Origin of the sequence: Flavobacterium sp. SM2513 (genome assembly GCF_050908145.1) — a bacterium.
In the GTDB taxonomy this organism is placed as follows: domain Bacteria; phylum Bacteroidota; class Bacteroidia; order Flavobacteriales; family Flavobacteriaceae; genus Flavobacterium.
In genome coordinates this window covers 1148386-1162253 of record NZ_CP194228.1, presented here as the reverse complement: position 1 = coordinate 1162253, position 13868 = coordinate 1148386, and the positions used below count along the sequence as shown (strand labels likewise).

General features: G+C 35.4%; 14 protein-coding genes. 3 read left to right on the top strand and 11 right to left on the bottom strand.

All coding sequences use genetic code 11. The features are described from left to right. Positions 1 to 68 precede the first annotated feature (68 nt). A complete protein-coding gene (locus ACQ5J2_RS04705; RefSeq protein WP_432673256.1) occupies positions 69 to 1064 on the top strand; it encodes an NAD(P)H-dependent glycerol-3-phosphate dehydrogenase in 996 nt (331 codons plus the stop codon). A 41-nt stretch (positions 1065 to 1105) separates the two neighbouring features. Here ACQ5J2_RS04705 and ACQ5J2_RS04700 read toward each other — a convergent pair whose 3' ends face one another. The 3 genes from ACQ5J2_RS04700 to ACQ5J2_RS04690 form a co-directional block, all read right to left on the bottom strand. After that, a complete protein-coding gene (locus ACQ5J2_RS04700) occupies positions 1106 to 1513 on the bottom strand; it encodes a hypothetical protein (protein WP_432672578.1) in 408 nt (135 codons plus the stop codon). Between the two features lie 171 nt (positions 1514 to 1684). After that, the gene (gene pheS, locus ACQ5J2_RS04695; protein WP_432672577.1) at positions 1685 to 2704 is read right to left on the bottom strand and encodes a phenylalanine--tRNA ligase subunit alpha; all 1020 of its coding nucleotides are present in this window, start codon (positions 2702 to 2704) and stop codon (positions 1685 to 1687) included. A gap of 112 nt (positions 2705 to 2816) precedes the next feature. Beyond that, positions 2817 to 3173, bottom strand: coding sequence for a hypothetical protein (locus tag ACQ5J2_RS04690; protein ID WP_432672576.1), 357 nt, complete (start codon positions 3171 to 3173; stop codon positions 2817 to 2819). A 116-nt stretch (positions 3174 to 3289) separates the two neighbouring features. Here ACQ5J2_RS04690 and ACQ5J2_RS04685 point away from each other — a divergent pair, with 116 nt between their 5' ends. Continuing rightward, on the top strand, positions 3290 to 3808 hold the full coding sequence (locus ACQ5J2_RS04685; RefSeq protein ID WP_432672575.1) for a CvpA family protein: 519 nt from the start codon (positions 3290 to 3292) through the stop codon (positions 3806 to 3808). A gap of 6 nt (positions 3809 to 3814) precedes the next feature. Here ACQ5J2_RS04685 and ACQ5J2_RS04680 read toward each other — a convergent pair whose 3' ends face one another. From ACQ5J2_RS04680 to ACQ5J2_RS04645, 8 genes are all read right to left on the bottom strand, one after another. Further along, positions 3815 to 4558 (bottom strand): tetratricopeptide repeat protein, encoded by a 744-nt coding sequence (locus ACQ5J2_RS04680; protein ID WP_432672574.1) that lies wholly within the window; start codon positions 4556 to 4558, stop codon positions 3815 to 3817. Between the two features lie 4 nt (positions 4559 to 4562). Further along, a complete protein-coding gene (locus tag ACQ5J2_RS04675; RefSeq protein ID WP_432672573.1) occupies positions 4563 to 6329 on the bottom strand; it encodes a BatD family protein in 1767 nt (588 codons plus the stop codon). A 33-nt stretch (positions 6330 to 6362) separates the two neighbouring features. Continuing rightward, a complete protein-coding gene (locus tag ACQ5J2_RS04670; protein WP_432672572.1) occupies positions 6363 to 7115 on the bottom strand; it encodes a tetratricopeptide repeat protein in 753 nt (250 codons plus the stop codon). A 1-nt stretch (position 7116) separates the two neighbouring features. Beyond that, positions 7117 to 8160, bottom strand: a complete 1044-nt coding sequence (locus ACQ5J2_RS04665; protein ID WP_432672571.1) for a vWA domain-containing protein — start codon at positions 8158 to 8160, stop codon at positions 7117 to 7119. 24 nt (positions 8161 to 8184) lie between these two features. Beyond that, entirely contained in the window at positions 8185 to 9186 is a 1002-nt protein-coding gene (locus tag ACQ5J2_RS04660; RefSeq protein WP_432672570.1) for a vWA domain-containing protein, read from the bottom strand. After that, entirely contained in the window at positions 9186 to 10808 is a 1623-nt protein-coding gene (locus ACQ5J2_RS04655; RefSeq protein WP_432672569.1) for a hypothetical protein, read from the bottom strand. Before ACQ5J2_RS04655 ends, ACQ5J2_RS04660 begins: the two co-directional genes overlap by 1 nt. 25 nt (positions 10809 to 10833) lie before the next feature. Continuing rightward, the gene (locus tag ACQ5J2_RS04650) at positions 10834 to 11697 is read right to left on the bottom strand and encodes a DUF58 domain-containing protein (RefSeq protein WP_432672568.1); all 864 of its coding nucleotides are present in this window, start codon (positions 11695 to 11697) and stop codon (positions 10834 to 10836) included. Between the two features lie 105 nt (positions 11698 to 11802). Further along, positions 11803 to 12807, bottom strand: a complete 1005-nt coding sequence (locus ACQ5J2_RS04645) for an AAA family ATPase (protein ID WP_432672567.1) — start codon at positions 12805 to 12807, stop codon at positions 11803 to 11805. Between the two features lie 170 nt (positions 12808 to 12977). On the opposite strand from ACQ5J2_RS04645, the gene ACQ5J2_RS04640 reads away from it, so the two are divergent. Beyond that, a complete protein-coding gene (locus ACQ5J2_RS04640; RefSeq protein WP_432672566.1) occupies positions 12978 to 13844 on the top strand; it encodes an aldo/keto reductase in 867 nt (288 codons plus the stop codon). Positions 13845 to 13868: the final 24 nt, after the last annotated feature.

Here is a 13868-nt window from a genome sequence, read left to right as displayed (position 1 = left end):
ATTTATGGTTATTAATTTTAAAAGAAGTATTTTTGACACAAATATTTCAGCTTTAAAAAAAGAAAATGATGACAGAGCAGCCAAAATTTGCAGTAATAGGGGGAGGAAGTTGGGCAACCGCGATTGCCAAAATGTTGTGTGTAAATCTACCTGAAATTGCTTGGTACATGCGTAACGAGGATGCCATTAGTCATTTGAAAGAGTTTCATCACAATCCAAATTATTTAAGCTCCGTTGAATTTCATATTGAACAGTTGCGATTGACAAGTGATATTAATGAAGCCATCGAATATGCCGATTATATTGTATTTGCTATTCCTTCAGCGTTTTTGAACGGAGAATTACAGAAATTGACTGCTAGTTTGAAAGACAAAGTTATCTTTTCTGCCATTAAAGGTATTGTTCCAGAAACGAGTTTAATTGTTGGTGAACATTTTCATCAGATGTATGATATTGGTTATGAAAACATCGGTGTAATTACGGGTCCTTGTCATGCTGAAGAAGTTGCCTTGGAACGTCTATCTTACTTGACAATAGCTTGTGGAGATGCTAAAAAAGCGAAAGTGGTGGCGACATGTTTAGCTGGAAATTATATTAAAACTAAAATATCTGATGACATCGTTGGAACTGAATATGCCGCAATGTTGAAAAACATTTATGCAATTGCAGCCGGAATCGCACATGGTTTAGGATATGGAGATAACTTTCAAGCGGTATTAATGAGTAACGGAATTCGCGAAATGAAACGTTTTATACGCGAAGTACACAAGATGAAACGTAACATCAATAATTCGGCGTATTTAGGTGATTTATTGGTTACAGGTTATTCGGTGTTCTCAAGAAATAGGACTTTTGGAAATATGATTGGTAAAGGATATACGGTTAAGAGTGCCATGATGGAAATGACAATGGTTTCAGAAGGATACTATGCTACTAAAAGCGCTTACCACCTCAATCAGAAATATGGCGCTAAAACACCTATTATCGATGCCGTTTATAGCATCCTGTATGAAGGTAAAGAAGCTAAGAAAGTGTTTAAGAAATTAACGGATCGATTGGATTAAATAAAAAAAGGAAGTGAGAGCTTCCTTTTTTTATTTATTGTTTATCTTTCAATAATTCCTTCTACAAATAAAATCGGAACTTCTTCCGTAGCATTTTCATTTATAGAATTGCTTTTAAAAATAAATACTTTGTCGTACATTTTATTTTCGATGAAATAGGTAAGCATAAATTCATTATTCAAAGCTAAAACACTGTTTTCGAGTAATTCCACTTTTACAACTGAAACTGCTGGAACGCTAGGAAAAGCATGTCGCAATAACGATGTTTTCTTCATTTCTCCGTCCAAAGTTCCAAATGCTTTGGAGACAATCATGACACTGTCTAAATTAAAATCGCTATCATTTACTAAATAAACGTACCATACTTTTTCATTGAACTCAACGCTAAATTCTTGTACTGCAGCAAGAAATACGTTTTCGACGGTTGGAATTTGAATGTCTTTTTTCATGTTATTTTGCCACGAAGGCACGAAGTCTCGAAGTTAATTTTTAAAATAATGAAAAACTAAATAGCCCTGATGCTGGAATTGTTTGAGCTCTCCCGATTTTTCTTCGGGAAGCGAGTTCCTGCAGCAGGAATACGGATTGCTGAAACGCCCAAGCCATTCGCTTCAAAAACCTTAAATACTCGACTTGAATTGCTCTAAGAAACGCACATCGTTTTCATAGAACATACGAATATCTCCAATTTGGTGAAGTAACATCGCAATTCGCTCCACTCCCATTCCGAAAGCAAAACCAGTGTATTCTTCCGAATCGATACCGCAGTTTTTTAGAACATTCGGGTCAACCATTCCACAACCACCAATTTCCAACCAGCCGGTTCCTTTGGTAATTCGGTAATCGGTTTCGGTTTTGAGTCCCCAATAAATGTCGATTTCAGCACTTGGTTCGGTGAACGGGAAATACGACGGACGTAAACGGATTTTTGATTTTCCGAACATCTCTTTGGTGAAGTATAAAAGCGTTTGCTTTAAATCGGCAAAGGAAACGTCTTTGTCGATATACAAACCTTCGATTTGGTGAAATATACAGTGAGAACGGGCTGAAACGGCCTCATTTCTGAAAACTCTTCCCGGAGAAATCGTTCGAATTGGCGGTTTATTTTCTTCCATGTAACGTACTTGAACCGATGAAGTATGGGTTCTTAACAACACATCTGGATTGGTTTGGATGAAAAAAGTATCTTGCATATCACGAGCCGGATGGTATTCGGGCAAGTTTAAAGCGGTAAAATTGTGCCAATCGTCCTCAATTTCTGGACCTTCGGAAACATTAAATCCGATGGTTGAAAAAATATCGATGATTTGATTTTTTACTAATGAAATCGGGTGACGAGAACCTACTTTAAACGGTTCGCCTGGACGGGTCAAATCGCCATAAATTCCTTTGATTTCTTCTTTGTTTTCTAATGCTTCTTGAAGTTGTTTTACCTTTTCTTCCGCAGTAGTTTTTAATGCATTAATTACTTGTCCAAATTCTTTTTTCTGTTCGTTCGGAACATTTTTAAATTCAGCAAAAAGAGTTTTCAGTAAACCTTTGGTACCAAGGTATTGAATTCTGAATGCTTCTAATTCGCTCGTGTTATCTGTTGAAAAAGATTGGGCTTCGGCAATATATGCTTTGATTTTGTCTATCATCGTTTCTTGTAAAGGTGCAAATTTAAGGTTTTTCGTAGTTTTTCTGGACACAAATTACACGAATTAGCACTAATTTTTTAAAGATTTGTCATTCTGAATTTATTCCAGCATATTAATCTATATATTCTTTTTCCAAAAAATAACTTACAATCGCTTCTTTCATTAAAACCGTTTGTTCACCTGCTTTTAATGTTGGCAATTCCTCTTTTACACTATAATGAGGCCAACCTTCTTGGTCGACATGGTCAAATGTATAAAACCCATAAGGTTCTAATAATCGGCAAATAGCGATGTGCATTAGATTTAATTTCTCGTCTTTTGGGAATTTAACGTGTACTTTTCCCAATTCTTGAATACCTATTAAGTAAATGATGGCATCCAAGTCCAAATCTTCTCCTTGAGAAAATTGGTCCGAAAGCTTTTGCACTAGGTCTTCCCAACGCTCTTTAAGCTGTATATCTCTTGACATTCTTGTTATATATTGAAAAGAAGCCGTTTTGCTTCTGTGAAATTTAAGCGACAAAGATACGTCGTTGCTTTTGGTTATTCTACTAAAGTCAGTATCTTGCCTAAAGTTTTTTTACTATGCAAACTATCGACATAATTTTAGGCTGTTTACTTTTATACGGATTGATTCGTGGATTCATGAATGGTTTTTTCATTGAAATCGCATCGTTGTTTTCCCTTATTTTAGGAATTTTTATTGCTATTAAATTTTCTTCTTTTGCACAATCTATTCTAGGCTCGCATGTAACTTGGTCACCAAAAACTATTCAGATTACGGCATTTGCATTGACGTTTATTGCCGTTATCGTTGGACTTTCTATACTTGCCAAGTCCCTCACTACTTTATCAAAATTTGCTGGTTTGGGAATATTTAATAAAATTGCTGGTGCTTTTTTTGGCTTACTGAAAACGTTGCTTTTGATAAGTGTTTCACTTCATTTTTTTCAAAAGATAAATGTAAAAGCAAATTTTGTTTCCAAAGAACAGTTGGTCCAATCCATTTTATATTATCCTACGTTGCAGTTATCTGGAAAAATTTATCCCGCTTTAGAAAGTTGGTTTGATGAATTTTATCCTTCGGAGGAAGATGAGATTTAAGTAAGACTACTTCAATTCTTTTATTGAACTGTCCAAAATCCACCCATCCGCTCCATCTGGAAGTGCAATTCTTCGCCAATTATCGAGATTTTCTTTTACTTCTACTTTCGTTCCTTCATGTAAAATAAAAGCATTTGGAGCATCGGCTTTCGGTTCTGACTTCACTTCAACTTGTTCGTCAAAAACGATTGCAGGACGAAACAATGTGTCGTTGTTTTTCTCTGAAATTGCCGCAAATAATGCCAATAACATTACCAAAAGGGAAAGAAACATTCCACCAAAAAATAAGCGTTTTAAAACAGTACTGTGCGAAAAATAATAAAAGATAAAGAACAACAGGATGAAGAATGAACCAAAAACAGCCACCCAAGCCCAAGAATTGTAGTTTCTAGATGAAGTTAAATTCGTCAGTACCTTTTCAAAACCAACTTCAGGGATTTCTTTCACCTCATCAATTTGGAGCTTTTGTGCGAAAGCTAAATTGTTCAAAATGTCCTTATCATTCGGCTTTAGCAATAATGCCTTTTCAAAATTATAAATCGCGGGAGCCACTTTATTCAATTTATAGTAGGAGTTCCCCAGATTAAAATACAATTCCGCGGACTGTTTGTTGGTTTTCAAAACCGATTCATACGCTTGAACAGCATCTTGAAACTGATTTTTATGGTACAATTCATTTCCTTTTTCAAAACCATTTTGGGCAAGAAAAATTTGCGGAAGCAACAATAATATAATAAGTATATTCTTCATAGTCTTACACAATTTGTTTTTCTAATTCAGAAATCAATCCCACTGCTTTATCAAAATCCGAGTGAATTGCACTACTTGACGATGGTGCATACCGCGCAATTTCGCAGTTTTCAACCAATTTTATAAATTCAGAAACCGTTTCCTCTTTTGCTTTGCGTTGTAATAAAATAGTGGTTATCGTGTCTTTACTCATTTCTGTAGTTTCAATATGCAATTTGGCTTTCAAGAAATTATGCAATGCTTTTTCCAAAGCAATATAAAATAGCTCTTTATTTTGGAACTGCTTTTTGGCTTGCGACAAATACTTTTTAGCTAATTTATTCGAACGACGAATGCGGTTTCCTAAAACATCGCCGTCTCTCGCTTCTTTTTTACTTCTAAAAATCATCAAAACAGGAATCCCTAAAAACGGAATTACCAACAAACCATAGAATAATGAACTTCCGAAAAAGTCGGGTTTCTTAATGGGTTTTAAATTTGTTTTCAATTTGATAAACTCAAACTTTGAAGCAGCTGAAATTGCTTTTTTATTCGAATTTTCACCAGGCTTTTTAGCGGCAATCGCTTCTGTGCTTTCCGGACCGTCTAACACTTTGACCATGATCTCAGGAGAAACAATGGTTTTATAAGTCTGTGACTTCAAATCAAAATAAGAAAAAGTCATTGGTTTTATTGGGTATTCCCCTTTGAATTGTGGAATAATTGCATAGCTATCGGAAATAGAACCACTCATTCCGCTTAATGGCGAATTCACATTTTCTTTGTGAACAGGGTCGTACATTTCTAACGCAGTTGGCACAACCGGTTTAGGCAAATCAAATAATTTTAGATTTCCTTTACCAGAAACGGACACTTTTAAATCCAAACTCTCGCCGTGTTTTAAGGTCGTTTTAGATGGTGTTGCTTCAAAAGTAAAGCTTCCGACCGCTCCTGTAAAATCATCAGGCTTTCCTTTTTCTGGCAATGCTTTTACGTTGATGGTTTTGGCTCCAGCCGAAACACGCTTGGTAACTTGAGTAGTTACATATTGTCCAAACATCGTTCTACGATTCGTCGGGATTTCTATATCTAGTTCCATTGAAAGCGGTTCGAGAACTAATTTTCCTGATTTTTGCGGGTATAAAACGGTTTTACGCAAAGTAATAACGCGAGTTCGTTCGCCATTATAAGTACCTTCTTCCACTTCCAAATTTTTAATCTCGATGTTTTGACTCCAAAAATCATTATACTTCGGTTTGTCCAATTCACGAAAATTGGAAATCCCGACGTTGTAACTGAAATACAATTTATAAACCACTGTAATGGGTTCGTTGATGTATGGATTCGCTTTAGAAACCTCGGCAACCAAATGTATTGCATCATCTGCTGAAATTTGAGGTGAATCTTGTGGATTTTTTGGAATGTCAATTGCAGCAGTTACATTTATTTTTAAAGGAGAAGTTTTATAGGTTTGCCCGTTAATTTCAATACTTGCTTGGTCAATAGTTATACTTCCTTTTCGAGTAGGAATCAGAAAATATGAGTATGCTTTATTGAACGTAACTTTCCCATTCACCCACGATTGACTGACCTGTTGCATGGGTCCGTTCACCACGCGAAACCCTTCAAAATCTGGTGGCGTAAAGTTGTCCCCGTCAGCATTCATTGCAAAGTCAACACGAAGTCGCTCGTTTAGTCCAAGGGAATTTTTACTCACTTTTGCTTCAAATTGTACTTGAGCAAAAGCAGTTATGCTGAAAAAAAGTATATATAAAAGAACTAACTTTTTCATTTTTATGAGTTACATTTTGTAATTAAAATCGATTTACCAATCTTTATCGGTTTCCATCGGTTTCCCCTTCAATTTTTGTGCATTGACCTTTTCCTGCACTTTTTTCTCATCATTATTTACGGCATCGAGTAGGTTCTGAATACGTTGTTTTGAAATCTGACCGTCTTGTGGTTTCGGTTTTCCATTTTCATTCTTATCTTTACCTTCGTCCTTTTTATCTTTGTCTTTGTCGTCTTTTTTATCTTTATCCCCGTCTTTCTTATCGTCCTTATCTTTCTTATCCTGCTCTTTTTTCTCGTCTTTTTCCTTATCGTTTTTCTTGTCGTCTTTTTTATCGTCTTTTGGTGGCGGATTGTCTTTCAACATCTTTTTAGCTAAAGCAAAATTGTATCGGGTTTCCTCATCCGAAGGGTCATTTATCAAAGCTTGTTTGTAAATTTCAACAGCTCCTTGGTAATTTTTTCCTTTCATCAACACGTTACCTAAATTGTGAAACGCTTTGTGTTTTTGAGCTCTTGTTGTGGCATTTTTTATGGCATTTTCATACGCAAATTTAGCTTCAGCAGGCTGATTTATCGAATAAATTGTATTTCCTAAATTGTAATACGAATTGGCATTTTTCGGAAATTTCGAAGCAGAAATTCGGTAATTTGTTTCGGCACCCGAATAATTTTTTTCTTTGAACGCTTCATTTCCCTCGGGCAAATTAGAATCTTTTTCTTGTCCTTTTACTACCAAAGAAAAAAGAATTACCAAGACTATCACTATGTTTTTATAGTTCATCATTTTAGTTTTTGGGTTTTTCTTCGTTAAATAAATTCATCTTTCTCAACCAATTTGTTTTTTTCTCTAATAAGAAAACATCTACAAAAAGCAACAACAGTCCGAATCCTAAAAACCACTGAAACTGAGCATTAAAATCGGTAAACTGTGTTGATTCAAATTCGGTTTTTTCGATGTTTTCCAATGCATTTTTGACAAAATCCACTACTTCTTTGGTGTTTTTACCGTTGATATAATTTCCCTTTGTAATTTTTGCAATTTCTTGCAAACTACTTTCATTCAATTTGGTAACCACTACTTCATTTTGGCGGTCACGCTGAAAACCTTGCACAACGCCATTTCTTTTGAGTGGAATTGGCCCTCCTTTTGTGGTACCGACTCCAATTGTAAGAATTTTCAAACCTGCTTTTGTAGCTTCTTCTGCTGTACTTTTTGCTCCTTCCGAATGGTCTTCTCCATCAGAAATTAGAATTACTAATTTGCTGGTTTTACTTTTGGGGTCAAAATACGATTCCGAAATTTTAATCGCTTCTTCTAACGACGTTCCTTTGGAAGAAACTATTCCGGGATTCATACTTTGCAAAAACATTTTGGCAACACCATAATCTGAAGTCAATGGTAAAACAGGAAATGCACTTCCGGCATACGCTACAACTCCAATTCTGTCGTTACCCAATTCGTTGATGATTTGCGAAATAATTTGCTTGGTTTTGTCTAGACGATTTGGTGCAATATCTTCCGCAAGCATACTTTTAGAAACATCTACTGCAAAAACAATGTCTATTCCTTCGCGTTTTAAGGTTTCTGTTTTCGTTCCGATTTTTGGATTCACTAATGCGATAATCAAACAAGCAAAAGCCAACATGAGAACTACAAATTTCAAAACTGATTTGAAAACTGATTTTTCAGGTGTCAATTGTTTTATTAATTCTACATCACCAAATTCACGTTGCTTTTTTCTTTTCCAATATAAATTGTACAAGAAAATAGCTGCCAAAATAGGCAGGATAATCAAAAGGTATAAATATTTTTTTTCGTCTAATTCCATGGTAACTTTTGAGTATTCGAAGGTTTAAATAAAACTTCGGTAAACGGTATTTCTCAATCCAACTTCTAGCAACAGTAAGATTCCTGCAAAAATCAAAAACGGTCGGTATTTTTCATCGTAATCGTAGAATTTTAGTTCTTCAATTTCCGTAGTTTCCAATTTGTTGATTTCATCGTAAATCAATTCTAATTTTTGATTGGAATTGGCTCTAAAATATTTTCCGCCCGTATTTTTCGCGATGTTTTTCATCAATTGTTCGTCAATTTCCACTTTCATCATTCTAAATATAAAGTCGCCATTTGCAGCTATTGAATACGGATACATTGCCATTCCGTTACTTCCCAAACCAATAGTGTAGACTTTAATTCCGTATTCTTTTGCAATATCTGAGGCTGTTTCTGGCTCGATTGTTCCAGAATTATTCACACCGTCTGTAAGCAAAATAATCACTTTGCTTTTTGCCTTACTGTCTTTTAATCGGTTTACGGCTGTAGCCAAACCTGTTCCAATTGCCGTTCCGTCTTGTAAAACATTATCAAATTTGATTCCGTCTAATCCATCAATCACGACCGCTTTATCACTTGTTACGGGAACTTTTGTATAACTTTCCCCGGCATATAAAACTAATCCAATTCTATCATTAGGTCTTGATTCTACAAAATCAGCGGCTACTCTTTTCAAAGCCTCCATCCTGTTTGGCTTTAAATCCTTGGCCAACATACTACTTGAAACGTCGATGGCTAAAACAATATCAATTCCTTTAGTAGTTTTGGTTTGACTACTGATATCTACCGTTCTTGGTCTTGCTAAAGCAATTATCAATGCTGATAAAGCTAAGATTCGCATGATAAACAACGCTGGTTTTAATTTTGCTACCAACGATTTCGACTGTTTAAAACCTTGTAGCGAACTCATTTTCAAAGTTGCTGCTTGATTTTTTCGTGTCCAAAAATACCATACAATTACAAATGGAATTAGTAAAAACAACCAAAAGAAACCGGGGTTTAAAAAAGTTACATTTGTCATTATTTGTCGGCTTTTTTAAGTTCAATGGATTTCAAAATTCGCTCTGAAATTTCTTTAGCATAAAGGTCGTTTTGCTTTTGAATAATATTAATTTGCTGCAAACCGCCGTTTTGACTGAAAAGGACAATTTCAAAATACATATCGTAACTTTTCTTGTCAATAGGATTCAAAATCGTGAATGTTCCAAAACCTTTTCTACCGCTAATTCCTTCGGGAGTATTGAAATCTCCTTGTTCTGAAATGATATTTTTAGCCCCTTGTGATTCAAAAATTTGCAATGTTCCTTCAATACCTGTTTTCAAGTCAATTTGCGTTTCTTGTTTGTATTGCAAAGTAGCAACACTAACTGAGAAGTTATCCAAAATGCTTCCGTAAGTAAACGTTTGCATGTCTTTTATTAGGGCAAAAGCCTCTTTGGGCAATGTTTTCTTTACGTCAATTCGTTTCAGTACTTTAGGCGTTTCCACTTGAATTCCTGGGTCACCATATTCACTTTTTACCCATTCGCCTTCCACTAAATCTTTCGTTGGATGGCCTAGCAAGTTGTCTTTTACATAATCAAGTCCTTGTGTAGCAATAAAAAAGATTGCAGTCCCGAAAAGCACCACAAAAACTACAATTATTGAAACTACAATACGTGTAATTTTCTTTTTGCGTAATTTTTGTTGGATTAATTTCTGTCGTTGTGCTTCGTTTAAAATATCGCCTTCGTCCTCAACCGCTTCAGGAATTGCGTTGTCTAAGGTCAGAATTGTTTTCTCAATTTTCTTTTTATCTTCTGCAATTTCGAAATCTAAAGGTTTTGATTTGGCAAATTTTACTAAATCCGCTTGTTTCAAAACACGTTCTAAATTCTCTAAAATTTCTGGCGAAATCTTCATTTTCTTTTTCAAAGATGCTTTTCGCAAGCCTTCAATTAACTCCGAAGTGGTACTTTCCATCGCTGGAATTTCAATGGCTTCTTCAATGTAATTTCTGGCAATGTCGGTCAATTCACTGTAGTATTCCTTAACCGCTCCTTTTTGCCAAAGTTCTTTCTTTTCAAGATTATTCAACAAATTAGTTGCTCTATCGATTGGTGACTTATAAACAACTGCTTCGATTTTTTTCTTTTGGAATTTTTTCATTAAGAAATAAACCAAAGCGCCAATTCCAGTAATTAGTAAAATGCCAATAATCCATTTCCAAATCCATGAAGAGGAACGTTCCGCTTTGGCAATGGGTTTGATTTCGTACATTTTTTGTTTCAATGTATCCACAACCACATTTTGAACTGAAACTTTTAAAGAATCAGAAAACAGCACATTTTTGCCTATCAAAACTTTCAACGATGGAATGGTATAATTTCCTGAATCAAATTGCGTTAGTCCGTATTTCTTAATCAACTCGTATTTTCCGCCGTTTTTAAGAGTATCAATTTTATACGACCTGATTACTTCTAAAGCACCGAAATTTTTACCTGCTGGAAATGTTACCAAAGTTGCCGTATCGACTTCTGTTTTTAACGTCAAATTGAATTGGGCTCCGATTTTGTTTTTTGTGGTATCAATTGAAGTCGTCACTTTTTGTGCAAAAAGCGCGTTGGTACAAAGCAATACTAAAATGTATAATTTAATTTTCATCTATTTAAAATAGTATTTCGCTGGATTATCGCGATTTAAAATATCCTAATAATTTAGTAACGTAATTTTCATCCACTCTTGAGCTTACAGTTCCTGCACCACATTTACTAAAAGTTTCTTTGAAGTATTTTACTTTTTCGTGGTAGTGTTTTTCGTAATTCAATCGTACTTGTTTAGAACTTGTGTTGATAACTTCTATCTTTCCCGTTTCCGCATCAAGCATAGGAACAAGTCCTAGATTTGGAATCGATTCTTCACGAATATCATATACACGAATTCCAATAATATCGTGTTTTTTAGAAGCAATTTTCAACGTATGTTCGTAATCTTCTGCCATAAAATCAGAAATAAAAAACACAATTGCTTTCTTTTTCTGAGTACTTGACAAAAATTTTAAAGCTTGAGCGACATCGGTTTTGTTACTTTTGGGCTGAAATTCAATCAACTCCCGAATGATTCGCAAAACATGTGATTTCCCCTTTTTTGGAGGAATATAAAGTTCAATTTGGTCAGAAAATAAAATCAATCCGATCTTGTCGTTGTTTTGAGTCGCCGAAAAAGCCATTGTTGCAGCAATTTCCGTTACAATATCTTCTTTCAACGCATTTTTTGTTCCAAAACCGGACGAACCACTGATATCCACCATCAACATCATGGTCAACTCGCGTTCTTCCTCAAAAACTTTTACGTGTGCTTCGTTATACCGAGCCGTTACATTCCAATCGATGGCTCGAATATCATCGCCATATTGGTATTGTCGCACTTCCGAAAAAGTCATTCCTCGTCCTTTAAACGACGTATGGTATTCTCCCGAAAAGATGTGATTACTCAATCTTCGGGTTTTGATTTCAATTTTACGTACTTTTTTTAAGAGGTCTTTTGTTTCCATTTTGATTTCGCCGCAAAGGCACAAAGGCACAAAGTTTTATTAATAAATTATCAAGTATTAAAGTGGACTACTGATTCGTGAAAAATTGAACCGTGTCAACATGATTTAAGGAACTTCAATCTCGTTAATAATCTTATTGATGATATCCATTGAAGTGATGTTCTCTGCTTCCGCTTCATAGGTAATTCCAATTCTGTGGCGTAAAACATCGTGAACTACCGCTCGAACATCTTCTGGAATTACATAACCTCGACGTTTGATGAATGCATAACATTTTGCCGCTGTTGCCAAATTGATACTTCCACGTGGCGAAGCTCCGAAACTGATTAACGGTTTCAGACTTTCTAATTTATATTGTTCTGGATAACGCGTTGCAAAAATAATATCCAGAATGTATTTCTCAATTTTTTCATCCATATACACCTCACGAACTGCTGCTTGAGCACGAACGATTTGTTCTACAGAAATTACCGCATTTACTTTTTCGAAAGCACCTTTTAAGTTTTGACGCACCACCATTCTTTCGTCTTCCATTTTTGGATAATCGATTACCGTTTTCAACATAAAACGGTCGACTTGAGCTTCTGGCAACGGATAAGTTCCTTCTTGCTCGATTGGATTTTGCGTAGCCAAAACTAAAAACGGACGGTCTAATTTGAACGTTGTGTCGCCAATAGTCACTTGTTTTTCCTGCATCGCTTCCAATAAAGCGGATTGTACTTTTGCTGGAGCACGATTAATCTCATCTGCTAAAACGAAATTGGCAAAAATAGGTCCTTTCTTAATCGAAAATTCGTTGGCTTTTATATTGTAAATCATTGTTCCAACTACATCGGCTGGAAGTAAATCGGGTGTAAACTGAATTCGACTGAATGAAGCGTCAATAGCTTGTGACAAGGTATTAATCGCTAATGTTTTTGCCAATCCCGGAACACCTTCAAGTAGAATATGTCCTTGACCTAAAAGTCCAATAAGTAATCGTTCAATCATGTGTTTTTGACCTACAATCACTTTGTTCATTTCCATGTTCAGCAGGTCGATAAATGCACTTTCGCGTTCTATCTTTTCATTAATTGCTCTAATGTCTAAAGTAGCCGAATTTTCTTCCATTTTGTTTCTATTGTTAGGGTAACTTTCAGTGTATGAATATAAGGACGCAAATTGAAAAAAAAATTAGGAGTTCGATGTTAATAATTGGTTAAAACTTGTAACAAACGTCCGTCTTTAAGTGTGTATTGTGATTTTGTTTTTATAAATTTAAGAACTTTAAAAAACATATTATGAACTCAAGATTTTCACGCATAATTGCAGGCACAATGAATTGGGGAAGCTGGGACAAAAAACTGTCTACCTCCGAAATGGCAAACACTATTAATGTTTGTGTAGAAAACCAAATTAGCAGTTTTGACCATGCCGCTATTTATGGCGATTATAGTACCGAAACAGACTTCGGAAAAGCATTTAAAACAAGTAAAATTAGCCGCGAAAAAATTCAACTGATATCAAAATGCGGCATGATTAAACCTGCTCCAAATTCGACGCAAGTCAAACAATACGAATCTTCGAAAGAAAGCATGATTAAATCGGTTGATGCTTCGTTGAAAAATTTACAAACTGATTATCTAGATGCGTTATTAATTCACCGACCAAATCCATTAATGCACGTTGACGAAGTGGCTGAAGCTGTAACTCAATTAAAAAAAGAGGGGAAAATTCTGGATTTTGGTGTTTCAAATTTCACTTCATCTCAAACAGAATTGTTACGTTCAAGAATTGAAGTCAACTACAATCAAATCCAGTTTTCGGCGACTCATTTTGAAGCGATGACGGACGGAAGTTTAGATTATATGCAAATTCACGGCATTCAACCGATGGCTTGGAATCCATTGGGAACCGTTTTTAGAGAAGACACGAAACAAACTCGGGATTTAAAAAAATTGTTAGCCCGCTTGGTAGAGAAGTATGAAGTGGGAAGTGACATGATTTTGTTGGCTTGGATTTTAAAACATCCCGCAACTATTATTCCATTAGCTGGAACGGTTAATCCCGGTCGTTTGCAAAACATCCATAAGGCAACTGAAATGGTTTTGGAACAAGAAGATTGGTTTGCTATTTGGAGTGAAAGTATGGGACATCGGATTGCTTAAATAAAAAAGTAGCCATGAATCTCA